16 protein-coding genes are annotated in these 14,689 nt (G+C 42.8%); 11 read left to right on the top strand and 5 right to left on the bottom strand.

Going from position 1 to position 14,689, the window contains the following annotated elements:
- Positions 1-20: 20 nt before the first annotated feature.
- Positions 21-458, top strand: a complete 438-nt coding sequence (locus BB781_RS04380; RefSeq protein WP_094227285.1) for an inorganic diphosphatase — start codon at positions 21-23, stop codon at positions 456-458.
- Between the two features lie 281 nt (positions 459-739).
- On the opposite strand, the gene BB781_RS04385 is transcribed toward BB781_RS04380, so the two are convergent.
- From BB781_RS04385 to BB781_RS04400, 4 genes are read right to left on the bottom strand one after another with little or no spacing between them, the layout of a single operon-like run.
- The gene (locus tag BB781_RS04385) at positions 740-1,927 is read right to left on the bottom strand and encodes an ABC transporter permease (RefSeq protein WP_164997771.1); all 1,188 of its coding nucleotides are present in this window, start codon (positions 1,925-1,927) and stop codon (positions 740-742) included.
- Positions 1,924-2,655: an ABC transporter ATP-binding protein gene (locus BB781_RS04390; protein WP_094227286.1), complete on the bottom strand. Its 732-nt coding sequence runs from the start codon at positions 2,653-2,655 to the stop codon at positions 1,924-1,926. Before BB781_RS04390 ends, BB781_RS04385 begins: the two co-directional genes overlap by 4 nt.
- Before the next feature lie 11 nt (positions 2,656-2,666).
- Complete coding sequence (locus tag BB781_RS04395) at positions 2,667-3,968, bottom strand: COG1361 S-layer family protein (protein ID WP_242492523.1); 1,302 nt, start codon at positions 3,966-3,968, stop codon at positions 2,667-2,669.
- Between the two features lie 2 nt (positions 3,969-3,970).
- Positions 3,971-4,594, bottom strand: coding sequence for a YIP1 family protein (locus tag BB781_RS04400; RefSeq protein WP_094227350.1), 624 nt, complete (start codon positions 4,592-4,594; stop codon positions 3,971-3,973).
- A 289-nt stretch (positions 4,595-4,883) separates the two neighbouring features.
- On the opposite strand from BB781_RS04400, the gene BB781_RS04405 reads away from it, so the two are divergent.
- The 9 genes from BB781_RS04405 (at position 4,884) to BB781_RS04445 (ending at position 13,698) form a co-directional block, all read left to right on the top strand.
- Positions 4,884-5,594 carry an ABC transporter ATP-binding protein gene (locus tag BB781_RS04405; RefSeq protein ID WP_094227287.1) on the top strand — a complete coding sequence of 237 codons (711 nt, stop codon included), beginning with the start codon at positions 4,884-4,886 and terminating at the stop codon, positions 5,592-5,594.
- Positions 5,595-5,639: 45 nt separating this feature from the next.
- Positions 5,640-6,869, top strand: a complete 1,230-nt coding sequence (locus BB781_RS04410) for a COG1361 S-layer family protein (protein ID WP_094227288.1) — start codon at positions 5,640-5,642, stop codon at positions 6,867-6,869.
- 27 nt (positions 6,870-6,896) lie between these two features.
- A complete protein-coding gene (locus tag BB781_RS04415; RefSeq protein ID WP_094227289.1) occupies positions 6,897-8,111 on the top strand; it encodes an ABC transporter permease in 1,215 nt (404 codons plus the stop codon).
- Positions 8,112-8,113: 2 nt separating this feature from the next.
- Positions 8,114-9,328 (top strand): ABC transporter permease, encoded by a 1,215-nt coding sequence (locus tag BB781_RS04420; protein WP_094227290.1) that lies wholly within the window; start codon positions 8,114-8,116, stop codon positions 9,326-9,328.
- A gap of 159 nt (positions 9,329-9,487) precedes the next feature.
- On the top strand, positions 9,488-10,192 hold the full coding sequence (locus tag BB781_RS04425; RefSeq protein ID WP_094227291.1) for an ABC transporter ATP-binding protein: 705 nt from the start codon (positions 9,488-9,490) through the stop codon (positions 10,190-10,192).
- A gap of 11 nt (positions 10,193-10,203) precedes the next feature.
- A complete protein-coding gene (locus BB781_RS04430) occupies positions 10,204-11,439 on the top strand; it encodes a COG1361 S-layer family protein (protein WP_242492524.1) in 1,236 nt (411 codons plus the stop codon).
- 27 nt (positions 11,440-11,466) lie between these two features.
- The gene (locus BB781_RS04435) at positions 11,467-12,681 is read left to right on the top strand and encodes an ABC transporter permease (protein WP_094227292.1); all 1,215 of its coding nucleotides are present in this window, start codon (positions 11,467-11,469) and stop codon (positions 12,679-12,681) included.
- Between the two features lie 55 nt (positions 12,682-12,736).
- On the top strand, positions 12,737-12,967 hold the full coding sequence (locus BB781_RS04440; protein ID WP_094227293.1) for a PLDc N-terminal domain-containing protein: 231 nt from the start codon (positions 12,737-12,739) through the stop codon (positions 12,965-12,967).
- A gap of 86 nt (positions 12,968-13,053) precedes the next feature.
- Positions 13,054-13,698, top strand: coding sequence for a sensor domain-containing protein (locus BB781_RS04445; RefSeq protein ID WP_094227294.1), 645 nt, complete (start codon positions 13,054-13,056; stop codon positions 13,696-13,698).
- Here BB781_RS04445 and BB781_RS04450 read toward each other — a convergent pair.
- Positions 13,695-13,976 (bottom strand): hypothetical protein, encoded by a 282-nt coding sequence (locus BB781_RS04450; RefSeq protein WP_094227295.1) that lies wholly within the window; start codon positions 13,974-13,976, stop codon positions 13,695-13,697. The two genes, BB781_RS04445 and BB781_RS04450, sit on opposite strands and share 4 nt — an antisense overlap.
- Positions 13,977-14,126: 150 nt before the next feature.
- Between BB781_RS04450 and BB781_RS04455 the strand changes: the two genes are divergently transcribed.
- Complete coding sequence (locus tag BB781_RS04455) at positions 14,127-14,642, top strand: response regulator (RefSeq protein WP_094227296.1); 516 nt, start codon at positions 14,127-14,129, stop codon at positions 14,640-14,642.
- Positions 14,643-14,689: the final 47 nt, after the last annotated feature.

A 14,689-nucleotide genomic window follows, 5' to 3' on the forward strand; every position in this document is an offset into this window, starting at 1 on the left:
AGCGGTATTAATAATGTTACATGAAGATTGTGATCGAGACTCCAAAATACAGTTTTTTCAAATATAACAAAAAAGGCGCACGTTTTATCAGAGAATTCCTGTCTCCTATACCCACAATATTCAATTATGGTTTTATCGAAGGAAGTCTTGCTGCCGACGGCATGGAACAAGATGTGGTTGTTATAGGTTCGCGGATGCCACAGGGTACTGTTCTTGAAGTACCAAAAACGGATGGTGTTGTAATATTCATTGATGATTCTCTTGAGGACAATAAAGAAATCGTGTACATAGAGGGCTTTTTCTCAAAACCGGTGTTCTATTTTTATTTTCATTTGTATGCAGCATTCAAGATAATGTATTACCTGTTCCTCAAAAGAAAGGTATCTGTTTGCAGGTTTAAAGGCATAACCTGGTATAATAGGGAGCATAAAAACCTAAAAACTAAAAACACTCATTAACGGTTCATTGTTATCTGGTGGTTATAGCTTTCACCGGGTCAAGGTTGTCAGTTCTCTGTACAGAGTAGATGCCTGCTATGAGGTTCAGCAAAAAGAGAATTAAGGATTCCTACAAAGCCTTCTTTTTGAGAGTATTATGTACTAATCTTTTTCATAGATCTCTTATAAATTGTAATAATTGGCAAATACGATTTTATCTATGACTTATGGTATAAAATTCTATCAAAAACCATAAACGTATGTGTTTATCTTTAGCAATCATAGTCATTATATATGGATTTTTATTCATATCTTAATGCATCCAGAGGTTTCATCCTCGAAGCTTTCCATGCCGGATACATACCTCCTACAAGACTTGTGGCTATGCCGAAGAAGAAACCCTCCATCACATAGAACATACTGGATAACGTAAAGAGGTAAGACGTGTTCTTTACCACCAGAGCCATAACAAGATAGCTGCCTGCGATGGTGAGTATTGCTCCTGCAGTGCTGGCAATCACCCCTAGGAACAATGCCTCAAGCAGGAACATCTTCAGGATGTCCTTTCTTGAAGCGCCTACAGCTTTCATTATGCCTATTTCTTTTGTCCGTTCCATGGTTGACATTAGCATCACATTGAGTATGCTCACACCTGCAACGAGCAATGATATGGAGCCTATCCCCATGAGGAACAGGGAAATGGACTTGAACACGTCATCCAGGCTTTCAGTTATCAGGTTTGTGGCAAAGACCGTGACAAGCTCCTCTTTCTTATTAATGCGTTCTTCTATCTCATCAGCAACTTCATCTATTTTATCTATATCTTTCACGATGACTATGACGGTGTCATAACCTTCATCAGCATCGGGGTACAATTTATCGTACATCTCTGCGGAAGTGAACACACCACTGTCGGTATTGATGTCAAATCCGAGTCCTCTTTCCCTGAGTATGCCAACAACTCTGAGTTTAGTATTATCTATCTCTATCTTCTGTCCGGGAGTAAGCTCCAGGTTACTGGCTATGCTTGCACCTACAACACAGTCTGTAGAGCCTGGTTTAAAATATCGTCCCTGATCCAGCTTTGCGAGTTTCTCCAGGTCATCCTTTCCAATACTATAGACTGATACATAGGACATGAACGTGGTCCCGTCTTTCCTGTACTCTATCACTTCCCCGCTGGATGACACAGGTATTATACTCTCGATGTTCCCTACTTTTCGCATCAGGTCTACCTGCCGGTCGGTTATATAGTCCTCACCTGGTGCAGGTGAGACCACGAGCTTATCCCCAATATCTGCGAAAGAATCTGTAACAGATAGCTTCAGGCTGTTACCCAGGATGCCCATGGAAGATATTGCTATCACTCCTATGATGATTCCGATGGCTGCAAGTATGGTACGCACAGACTGCCTTTTTAGATTACGTTTTGCCAGCTCAGCATACATATTGTTCTTGAGCATAGAAGGGAGCCTTTCTGTGATCTTCATATTATGATCTCCCCGTCCTGTATACGTATAGTTGTGTGGGCGTACTCTTCCATCTTAGGGTCATGGGTTACCACGATTACGGTCGTTCCTGCAGCATTTAGCTCCTTTAGCAATTCCATGATATTGTGCCCGGTCTTAGTATCAAGATTACCTGTAGGCTCGTCGGCAAGCAATATCGGAGGGTCGTTTGCCAGTGCTCTTGCAATTGCGACCCTTTGCTGTTGTCCACCTGACATTTCATTGGGTTTGTGATCTGCAAATTCCAGCGGAAGATCTGCTTTTTTGAGAGCCTCAAGGGCTTTTTTCCTTCTATTATCAGCTGATGCACCGTTGAATATCATGGGAATCTCAACGTTCTCTATGGCTGTGAGGGTTGGTATGAGGTTGAATTGCTGAAAAATGAAACCAATATTGTTCCTTCGGATGGCTGTAAGGCCATCATCATCAAGTTTTGAGAGGTCCACGTTGTTGACCCTCACCTTACCCGAAGTTGGCAGGTCAAGACAACCTATCATATTCAAAAGGGTACTCTTCCCGGAGCCGGATGAACCCATGATGGTAACAAAATCACTTTTTTCAATTGAGAAGCTGACCCCGTTAAGAGCATATATTTTGTTATTTCCCAGTGTATATATGCGCTTAACGTCCTGCAGTTGTACTATGGGGTATGATTTACGTGCGGAGCCTGTATTACTTTTAGGATGCGGGGAAGATTTTGCCTTTTGCATGTAAGCACCGTTCAGTCGATAAGGTCGTCCTCATCAGGAGTCTCTTCTCCGTGTTCATCCTCTTGTTCATCGTTTATTTCTGATTCCTTTTCTGCTTCATCCCTGCGCTTTTTCCACGAATACCCTATAACAGCTACAATACTGATAGTAATTATCCCCGCTATCAGCCAGATGCCTACAGAACGTTCATCTTCATCACTTTTAGGTGAATAAACTGTTCCTGTACCCGACCTGATAGATATTTCCTGGGAGGTGGCAGTGTAGGCGTTGTCAGGATCCCTGAACTCGATAAGTATTGGTATTGCAGATATGTTGCCAGATGTAATCCTGGCACTGAGCTCAAAGCTACTGAAGTCATCAGTTTCCAGTGTCCCGATGAAGTAATTGGCATATGGCTGTACCGGCTCAAGGCCTTCAAGGGTGCCTACTGACACCATTACATTCTTGGCATCCGTCGTGCCAAAGTTGTTCAGGTCCCCTGAGATGGTGTACTTGTTCCCTGCGCTCTCTATCTCAATACCTGTGAATACAAGTGGGGATTGTTTTATTATCCTGACATCCTTTGATGTGTTTTCAGTGTAATGCAGGTTGTCTCCATTAAAATAGGATGCTTCAAATGAAACTGTGCTGTATTCCTGTTCACAGGACATGGTGTTCAGGGTAAAAATAGCAGTTGACTTATTTCCCTGGGGGATGCTTCCCACAAAATAATCAGATGGTGTGAAGGTCATGCCTTCTGAATGGGGTGTTACGATGACACTTTTAACATCATTTGGCCTTCGGTTTACTACTTCTATGCTGATCTTGGAGACCTCGTTCATCAGTGTTGAGGGTAAATTGGATACTATGATCTTTAGATTCCTGTCATCCACTTTCACAGGTATACGGTAGTTGAGGTCGTACATGTTGCTGCCGCCAATGATGGTGAGGTCTGCATAATGCACTCCTGTGGCAACTTTATCTTTAACTTTGACGTTGAATGTGAGTTTAAGATTGTCTCCCGGGCCAAGCATCCCCACGTTGGTGTAACTTTTGTCGAGGATCTCCAGATTACCGTTGCCGTTGAGGCTTCCACTGGCAATGTAAGCGTTCATGTCCAGTGTCTCATTATCCTCTTCTACATATATCTCCCCGGTTGCCATGTTCTTCAGAGTGACAGTGATGGTCCCCATGTCACCTGGCATGAATACCTCAGGCTCTATTTCATAGTCAAGGGAAATTGTAGGTCTGATATTTGTATTTCCGGTCCCGGTAAATGAAAATGTGGTCAGGAGTATCATGCCCACAATCAGTATTTTTGCAATTTCCTTCACGCTTATACACCAAATATTCTGAGAGTGTACAATGTGTACAGCACATATATTCCTATGGGGATTCCCACAGTCATTGCTGCGTTCTTGAAACTCAGATTCTTGGAGTACATGATACCGAAGACCCATATGTTTGCACTCCAGAGCATAAAGATGATTCCAAGTATTCCTGCTATTTTCATGGAAGGATCTGTTAGTATCATTTCTGTTATCATCGTAGGATCATCCATGTTAAAATCGATGCCTGATAACATTTTGTTGGTGAAGTAGAGACTTACAATAGAGCCGAATATGCTTGGTATAAAGCCGTAGGATACAAATTCCATAACACGTTTGAAATCTCCCTTTCCATGGAATATCATTGATATTATGTAAAAGACTGCACTGTATAATGCCCATGCGAAAACAACGCCAATTATGGCGCCAATAATTCCAAAAACTGCACCAACGCCTGCAAAAGCCGCTGCTTCCTCTGGTAGTGACTCCATTACTTTCATCATTGTTACGTAGGCACTTAAAGCACCTATTATTGCATAAACAGCCATGATGATAAGCGGTGTCTTCCACTCTGTTTCTTCGTTAATCTTTCGTTTGAAGAACCCGTTAGGGTCGGTTAATACTTCCAGCATCCATTCCACATCCATTAAAGTTGTAAATCTGCAAGTCATATGTTTGATAATCAAATCAGTCGATATTTAGTCAAGTACTCATATACTCCGCAATATTTATAGTTTATTATTTAAACGTGGAAATTGTTCATTCTGTCTCACGGAACTGTATGGTTTGCGCAAATCCTGTAAAATACATTTTTATAAGTTCAGCTCCGAATTACTTTAAAGCCTGAAATGAATATAATTGTAGTATTTATCCAAATGCTGAATAGTAGTATAATTAAGAATGCTTCCGGGTGGGTAAACAATGGCTGAAGATAATGTCGATAGTCTAAAAGTCCTGGATAATGTTCCTGTAATAGAACTTGTCAGCATCTGCAAGGGTTACCATGTGGCAGACATGGATGTACCTATACTCAAAAGCGTGGACCTTAGGGTGATGCCTGGGGAGTTCATTGCCATAATGGGTCCTTCTGGTTCTGGAAAGAGCACACTGATGAATATGATAGGATGTCTGGACAGGCCGAGTTGTGGTCAGGTACTTTTAATGGGTAAGGATGTGAACACCCTCTCTGATCCCGAACTTGCCAAGCTTCGCGGGCTGGAGATAGGCTTTGTTTTCCAGAATTTCAACCTTGTTCCGCGGCTTACAACGCTCCAGAATGTTGAACTTCCTACATATGCTAATAGAAAATCCGGCGTCGATGCCAGGAAAAAGGCAAAGGAACTCGTTGAAATGGTAGGGCTGAAAGATCGTATGAACTACAAGCCATCGGAGATGTCAGGTGGACAGCAGCAGAGAGTTGCAATAGCAAGGGCAATGATCAACGATCCGTCCCTCATCCTTGCGGATGAGCCTACAGGTAACTTGGATTCTGTAACTGGGGATGATATTATGAAGATATTTTCGGCCCTCCACAAAAAAGGAAGGACAATAGTCATGATAACACACGACCAGGACCTTGCGGAATATGCAGACAGGGTCGTACACCTCAAAGACGGAGTTATTGAGAGCTGAAAGGCTAAGGAAATGAAGAAAACTGAGGACAAATGAGGAAAGAGTATGTTGGGGAAAAAGAAGCCTATTTTAGTTTTTATCGCTTTATTATTTTTATCACTTCTATCACCGCTGAATGCATCAGCAGCAGATGGTGCCGATCTTAAGGTAAGCATCCTTAGGTACGAACCTATCCCGGCAGAGATCGGGGAATATGTGAGTGTCTGGGTTAAGGTAGAGAACCTGGGATACGCAAAAGCCAGTTCCCTCTCTGTAAGGATGGTCCCTGAGTATCCTTTTTCAATAAGTTCGGAAACTGCCCAGATCAATATTGGGATACTGACACCCAACAATGCTGCAGTGCATGAATTCCGGCTCTACACTGACGCTGGTGCAAAACAGGGCCCAGGTACCTTTGAAGTATGGTATCAGGAGAGTGCCGGAGGCACATGGTTTAAAAAGGAGTTTGAGATAAGGGTCGGTTCTGACACCTTCGACAGTAAAGGAACTGTACAGCTTATGGGGGATGCAGTGAAAGAACCCGAGGTCTTCATGCCAGGTGACAGGGGTACTATCTCGTTCACACTCCTCAACAGCGCCACAGATAATTCCGTCACAATCGGGGGAGAGCAATACGATACTTATGCCAGGATACAATCCGCATCTTTGGATGGGGTAGAAGGTATAAGAGTGACAACAGGCACTTACTATGGGAACGGTCTCATTGGTCCCGGCGAGTCAGTGGATCTTACATACAATGTGGAAGTAGCGGAAGATACTCCTGATGGGACATACTATCTTGATTTTTCAATTGTTGGCAGTTCTCACTCATACAATAATAACTGGAGAATACCTGTAAAGGTGGATTCATCTTCCATCCGGGTAATCCCCTCAAAGCCTCTGGTACTTGAGAACGGGGCAGGGACACTTGAGTTCGATGTAGCTAACATCCATCCCAATATGCTTTCCTCTGTCAGTGTAAGACTGGAATCAGAAGGTATTGAATTCTCCCCAGCTGAATATTTCATAGGCTCTATGGATCCGGATGAGCTTTTCACCATAGAGATCAATGCCAAGGCCCTTGAAAATGATATCTCCTTTCCTGCAGACCTTGTCATTAACGCGGATTTCAGGAACGGCCTGAATCAGTATACACAGCAGGTAGATGTCCGCCAGTTGAAGCATCAGGTTGTTGAAAAGGAAAATGGACTGGGTGTCTACATCTTGCTGCTGCTCCTTGTTGCCGCAGGTGCTGGTGCTTACCTCCTCCGCAGGCGTAGGATGAATAAAGAGTAGGACTAATCAGGCAGGGATGTACATTCTATGTTAAGTCTGGCTCAGGCTGTAAATATATCCCTGGGTAGCATTGGCAGTTCCAAACTAAGGTCTGCTCTCACTACTCTGGGAATTATCATCGGTGTAGCAGCAGTGATAGCTAACGTATCACTAGGGGCCAGTTTCAACCAATATTTCAATGATGAGATAGGTGCGGTTGGATCTAACTTCGTGGTCATTTACAGCCAGAATATCGATGTGTTCTTTGAAAAAGATCTGGAAATTATAAAGAACACTCCTGGAGTAGAAGGTGTTTCTCCCATAAACCAGCAGATGGCAAAGGTTACTTACATGTCTGTTTCAAGGCAGATCGATATACAGGGGGTTACTGAGGACTATGATGAAGTAGCAAACTTCAAAATGGATTCAGGAACATTTCTCACAGACAAGGACCAGTATGTTGCAGTCATAGGTGCCGATGTTGCCTACAAGAAGTTTGATAAGAAGATATCTATCAAGAATCCTATTGATATTACATTCCGGAGGGAGGATGGTGGTGTTGTAACAAAGACTTTCATTGTCAAAGGCGTTATTCAGGATCCTAATACCACTTTTGCACAAACCGGGGTAGAACCTGAGATACGTATCTTTATCCCCATAGGGACCATGAATGAGATACTCGGCAGGGACGATTATGGGGGATTTTTTGTAAAGGCCCAGAGCCTTGATGTTGTCCGGGAGACCGCAGATGAGATAGACAGGCGCCTTGCACGCAGTCTGGGTATTCCGGGCAGGGACCTTGAGAATGATGATGCAAAACCCTACGTCATGTTCGACCAAATAGAGATCCTGGAGCAAACCAACCAGCTTTCTGCAGCTCTCACATCACTTCTGACCTCAGTTGCCCTTATCTCACTGATAGTCGGCTCCATAGGGATAATGAATATCATGCTTGTGACAGTTGCAGAAAGGACACGGGAGATCGGCCTTTTGAAATCGCTTGGGTTTAGTGAAAAGGATGTCCTTTCACTCTTTATAATAGAATCAATGGCCTTGGGTCTTATAGGTGGGATATTCGGTACTGCTCTTGGGATCGGGGTGGCCTCGATCGCAAATCGTTTTCTGGGCCTGCAAAACATTTTTCCTGTCAGCCTGATATTGATGGGATTCTTCGTATCCCTTATTGTGGGACTTGTAGCAGGTGTTTACCCTGCAAGAAAGGCTGCACGTATGGATCCTGTTGAAGCATTGCGGAAGGAGTGAGCATGATAGATCTAAAACATGTGTTTGTTATTGCCCTTGGAAGTATAGGCAGTTCTAAAATGCGCTCTACCCTTACAGCTCTTGGTATCATAATAGGTGTTGCTGCTGTTGTAGCAAATGTCTCACTTGGTGCAAGCTTTAACCAGTATTTTACAGATGAACTTGGTTCACTTGGTTCCAATTTCATTATCATATACAGCCAGGATGTTAACATTTTTTATGAAAATGAACTGGAACTTATCAGGAACACTCCGGGTATAGTGGGAGTTTCTCCATTTAACCAGCAAACAGCAGCAGTTTCATATCTGTCGGCTACACGGCAGATAGATGTACAAGGTGTGTCTGAAGATGCTCAATACATATCCAACCTCCAGGTTGAAGAGGGTAGTTTTCTCACAGATAAGGATAAATTTGTAGCAATCCTGGGAAACGATGTTGCAGAGGAGAAATTTGAGAAGGATATCTCCATCAAGAACTATGTAGACATAACTATCAAACGCCAGGATGGAACAAGTGTGACCCGGAAATTTAGGGTAAAAGGCATACTTGCAGGGGAGGACAATACCTTTGTAACGGGTGGTCCAGACCGTGATGTCATAATTTACATCCCTATCGCAACATTAAATGAGATGCTGAATGTTACTGATTACGGAGGTTTTTCCGCAAAGACCGGAAGTGCCGAATCTGTGAGGGAAGTTTCAGATGAGATTGACAAACGTCTTGCAAGGTCACTGGGTGTACCTTCCAGGGATCTTGACAATGATGATGCAAAACCCTACCGCATCTTTAATCAGGCAGAGATAATCGAACAGCTGGATACTCTTGCAAATTCACTTACTATACTCATTACACTTGTAGCACTTGTGGCTCTTATTGTAGGCTCAATAGGCATAATGAACATTATGTTGGTCACTGTTACTGAGAGGACACGGGAGATCGGCCTTTTGAAATCATTGGGATTTACAAAATCAGGCATTCTTCTGCTCTTTATTGTAGAGTCTATGATAGTGGGGGTAATTGGTGGTATCCTTGGAACTCTTCTGGGGCTGGTGGGTTCCTATCTGGTAGAGACCTATCTGAATATCCCGCCTGTGTTCCCGTTCTACCTTATTTTTATGGGTTTTTTCATATCCGTATTTGTCGGATTGGTGGCTGGGGTCTACCCGGCTAACAAGGCGGCAAACCTGAATCCGGTCGAAGCTCTGCGCCACGAATAAGATAGTCATGGTGGTGCTACTCTCTTTTTAGAAGGATTTAGTATATCTACAATTCTTACTATCCTCGCCGGTCTATGTGTAGAAAGGTTTAAGTATTCTCGTCTCATTGTCCAACCTGACGATAAATAGTCAAGTTGGTTCAATTAGAGGTGAATGTAAATGGCTGGTTACAATGGATACGTTTCTGATGATGACAATGTAATTGATATCTCGGATCTGAAAAAGAGTTATTTTCTGGGTGATATGGAAGTACCTATCCTGCACGGTATAGACATGTGTATTAAAAAAGGAGAGTTCGTTGCAATCATGGGCCCTTCCGGTTCAGGAAAAAGTACCCTGATGAATATGATCGGCTGCCTTGACAGACCTAGTACGGGCAAGGTCAGACTCATGGGGAAGGATACAAATTCCATCTCTGATAATGAACTTGCAGAGCTTCGGGGTTTTGAAATAGGTTTTGTGTTCCAGAATTTTAACCTGATACCACGGCTGAGTGCCTATGAGAATGTGATGCTTCCAACCTATTCCAATGCAAAGAAGGGAGTAGACACAGCCCAGCGCGGCAGGGATTTGCTGAAACTTGTGGGTCTTGATGATCGTATGGGTCACAGGCCACCTGAACTGTCAGGTGGGCAGCGTCAGAGAGTTGCAATAGCCCGCTCGCTGATCAACGATCCTTCTCTCATACTTGCTGATGAGCCTACCGGAAATCTGGATTCAAAGACAGGTGAAGAGATCATGAGAATATTCTCAGACCTGCACAAAAAAGGGCGCACCATAGTTATGATTACGCATGACCCTGAAATGGCACAGTATGTGGACAGGGTTGTTTACATAAAAGACGGATATGTAGGAAATAATTGAGGGTGGTTAAAATGAAAATCATTAATGCTTTAAAGAAATCGTTTTACATTTTATTTTGTGTTGCTATGTTAAGTACTTCTTTCATGGCACCAGTTTCAGCAGCATCTGCTGCTATCATGAAAATAGATATAATCGATTATGCTCCCTTCCCGGCCCAGATAGGTGAATATGTGGACGTAAGGGTGAAGATCGAGAATACAGGTTACGGCCGGGCGGATTCAGTCTCCTTGAAGCTGGACCCCGAATACCCTTTCTCCCTGGATTCGCAGAATAATGCAGTCAAGTTCATAGGCATACTTTCTCCGGACCAGGCTGCAGTGCATGAATACCGTCTTTACGTGGATGAGGACGCAAAGGTAGGCACCGGTTCTGTGGATGTATATTACCAGTTATACGAAGATGGAGTGTGGTATAAATCATCCTTCAAGCTCAATGTAGGTTCCAGTACATTCAACAGCAAAGGGACTATCGAACTTACTGATGTTTCCTGCGACCCTGTGATCTTTATGCCGGGAGATTCAGGGACTGTCATTTTTACCCTTACCAACACCGCAACCGAAAGTTCTGTGAACATTGGAGGTGTTGATTATGATACAAATGCACGTGTGCAGTCCGCGGTGCTAAAAGGTGTTAATGGTATCGATGTCGCAAGCGACAGTTATGCTGGTTCTGGTGTTATAGGTCCTGGAGATTCCATAATCCTCAGCTATAATATTGAACTGGAGGATGATGTGACGGATGGAACCTACTACCTGGATCTCTCCATGGTGGGCAATTCCCATGCTTACAATAATAACTGGAGAATCCCTGTTAAAGTAGATTCTGCTTCTGTCAAGGTCATACCTTCAAAACCACTCGTACTTGCAAATGGTGCTGGAACCTTTGAGTTTGACGTTGCCAACATGCATCCAAATGCCTTAAGTTCTGTTAGCGTGAAGCTGAGTGCTGATGGAGTTGCCTTTTCTCCGGAGGAATACTTTGTAGGTTCCATGGGTAATGATGAACTTTTTACCATAGAGATCAAGGCAAAAAGTGACAGTGAACTATCCTCAGTTCCGGTAACCATCACCGTTGATTATAGGAATGGCATAAATCAGCACAGCAGCGAGGTGGCTGTTCGTGAACTTACTCTTGTCACGGAAGAAGAGAGCAATAATGTAGCCACCCTGACAACAGTTATTGCTCTTGCATTAATGCTTGGTGTTCCTGCTGTTGTATTCATGAAGCGCAGGAAGCAGAACAACTAAGGTGCTAAATCGAAAGAAGTGATATTTATGCTGAGTCTGAAACATTCCTTTAGGATGGCAATTGCAAGCATTGGCAGCTCAAAGCTGAGGTCTGCATTGACAACACTTGGTATTGTCATAGGCGTTGCAGCTGTCATTGCCAACGTTTCACTGGGCGCTAGCTTCAGCCAGTACTTCACCGAAGAGATAGGCTCTGTGGGAAACAATTTCATCATAATACAGGGTAAGACTGCAAACCTTTTCCATGACAGTGAACTAGATATTGTGAAGAATACTCCTGGGATAGTTGGTGTATCTCCTCTAAGCCAGGAGGTGGCCCAGGTCAAGTATATTTCCACTACCAGACAGATAGAGGTTCAGGGTGTCTCAGAGGACTATGAGGGAGTAGCCAACATCCAAATGGAAAGCGGGACTTTCATTGATGACAAGGACAAGTATATGGCTGTGCTGGGTCATGATGTGGCATACGAGAAGTTCGATCGCAAGATATCTGATAAGAATACTATTGAATTAACCTTTACAAGGGCGGACGGAAAAACCATTACCCAGCAATTCAAGGTAAAGGGAATCGTAGCCAATCCGGAGACCACATTCGTCCAAAGTGGCATTGAGCCGGATGTACGGATATTCATCCCCATCGCCACCATGAACGAGATAATGGGTGAGGACTACTACTGGGGATTTTTTGCAGCCGCGGCGAGTATGGAGTCAATAGATGATGTCACCGATGAGGTTGACAAGAGGCTTGCAAGGGGCCTTGGTGTTCCTTTCAGGGACCTGGATAACGAAGATGCAAAACCATATCTCCTTGTAAATCAGGGCGAGATATTGGAGGAAGTTGATAAGCTGTCTGCTGCTCTGGGTTCATTGCTCACATCAGTTGCCTTGATATCTCTTATCGTAGGTTCTATCGGAATCATGAATATCATGCTGGTGACTGTAACGGAGAGGACAGGAGAGATAGGGATAATGAAGTCCCTTGGGTACAAGAATTATGAGATACTGTCCTTGTTCATGGTGGAATCTATAGTAGTCGGGCTTTTTGGGGGTATACTGGGAATTATCCTTGGTGTGGCCGGTGCCTATCTTGTAGATAGTGCAATGAACCTCCCTTATGTATTTCCTGTAGATATGATCTTCATAGGTATGTTTGTGTCATTGGTAGTTGGTTTGCTTGCCGGTATCTATCCGGCTAACAAGGCTGCCAGAATGAACCCTGTAGATGCTCTTCGGCATGAATGATCAAAGTGAATAATAATTACTATGACTGTAAAGATTAATACGCGGAGTGTGTGGTATGTTTGATATGTTCTTTGGATTTTCCTTCCTTATGTTCTTCCTTTTTGGAATAGGGCTACTTGGGACTTTGTTCTGGCTTTGGATGCTTATTGATTGTGCTACAAAAGAACCCTCTGAGGGAAATGATAAATTGATATGGGTGATCGTTATCATCTTTACTCATCTGTTGGGTGCACTTGTCTACTTCCTTGTCAGAAGGCCAAAACGTATTGAAGAGTATGGTAAGTAGATTTCAGTATACAGTAAACATTAGATATTATAAAATAACTTCAGAAAACGGCAGGTATCTGCCAACAGTAAAAACGAGGCGAAGAAATGACTGAAATAGAGACTGCTCTGAGGGAGTTTGTAAAGGTTGCTTATGAGAAACAGACCTATATGAATATCCTATATTTGTTATTTTCATTCCCTCTTGGCACAGCTTACTTTATATTTCTGGTGACAGGTCTGTCCTTGGGTTTCGGACTTTTACTTGTCTGGATAGGTATTCCTGTCCTGTTGCTTGTTTTTCTTGCCTGGTGGGAGATAGCATCTTTTGAGCGCCAGATGGCCATATGGTTATTAGGTATTGATATCCCCTCCATGTCTTTAAAACCTGTTAACAAAAATAGTATTATTGGCAGGGTCATATGCAGGGTGAAGAGTCCGGTTACATGGAAAGCTCTTGTATTTCTCGTGGTGAAATTCCCACTTGGTATATTTTCATTGGTCGTTATGACCTTCCTGATAGCATTGACTATGGGAATGTTAATTAATCCGCTTCTGTATATCCTGGGAAATGGCTCTGTTGATAGTCTCCAGAAAGCTGTCCTTTTGTCTCTTTCAGGAGTGTTTGTAGGACTGGCATCCATGCATGTGCTTAATCTGCTTGCATATATTGCAGGAAGTTTTGCAAAAAAGATGTTGGGAGAATCTGAAATACAGGTTGAAGTCCGTATGATTGATGATCTGGACTCTTAATCCTTTATTTTGTTGAGTTTATTATAAAAGTCGAGTATAAGTTTTGTTTTTTCATTATCAAGGTTTAGCCGGAATGTTCTTATCTGTTTGCCAAGAGGTTTTTCGATAACAATATTGATCTTGATCAGTGGAGTTATCACTCTTGCAACGCTGGAATGTGAAAGTCCGGTTTCGTCTGCAATTCCTGAGAGATATGTTGACTCATCCTTGTGTGCAATAAGGTTCTTTAGAACTGTCATTTGGGCAGTTTTTCCAAAAATCTCTTCCAGCGCATCCATTTATATCCTTCTTAATTATTCTGTTATGGCTTATAAGATTTTCTTTTATTGGATGATCTGTTTACTAAAACAGAAACTCTCTCATATTTAGAAAGGTTTTAATAATATCATTCTTCTATATTTTATTAGCTTGTTTCAGGTAGAATTATCATGCATGCAGAAAACATTAGTGGGAAGATTCTTTCACTTCTGGAGGACAACCCCGGGATAACTATCAGGGAGATCTCTAATAAATTATCCGTTCCCTTGTCCCAGGTAGAAAGTATCTTGAAAAGTATGTCGGATGTAAGGCAGAAGATCCTGATAGTTGACGATGAGATGGATGCCCTGTTGGCCCTGAAGGTAGCACTGGAAGCCGAAGGATACAATATCGTAGAGGCTAAGGATGGGTATGAGGCCATAGATAAAGTTCATTCTGAAAAACCAGATGTTATACTGCTTGACCTTATGATTCCTGGTATTGATGGTTTTGAAGTCTGCAGTCAACTAAAATCAGATCAGCTGTACAGTCATATTCCTGTTATAATGCTCACTGCGCGTGGGGAGATTGACGACAAGGTGGAAGGTATTGAACTGGGCGCAGACGATTATGTGACCAAACCATTTAACCTGAAAGAGTTGAAAGCACGCATAAAAATGGTCCTGAGAAGGAATCAGGATATTTAATCACTTTTTGACAAATACATGTGGAACCGGAAAAGCAGATGGAATAT

Origin of the sequence: Methanolobus psychrotolerans (assembly GCF_002243045.1) — an archaeon.
GTDB classification, from domain to species: Archaea; Halobacteriota; Methanosarcinia; order Methanosarcinales; family Methanosarcinaceae; genus Methanolobus; species Methanolobus psychrotolerans.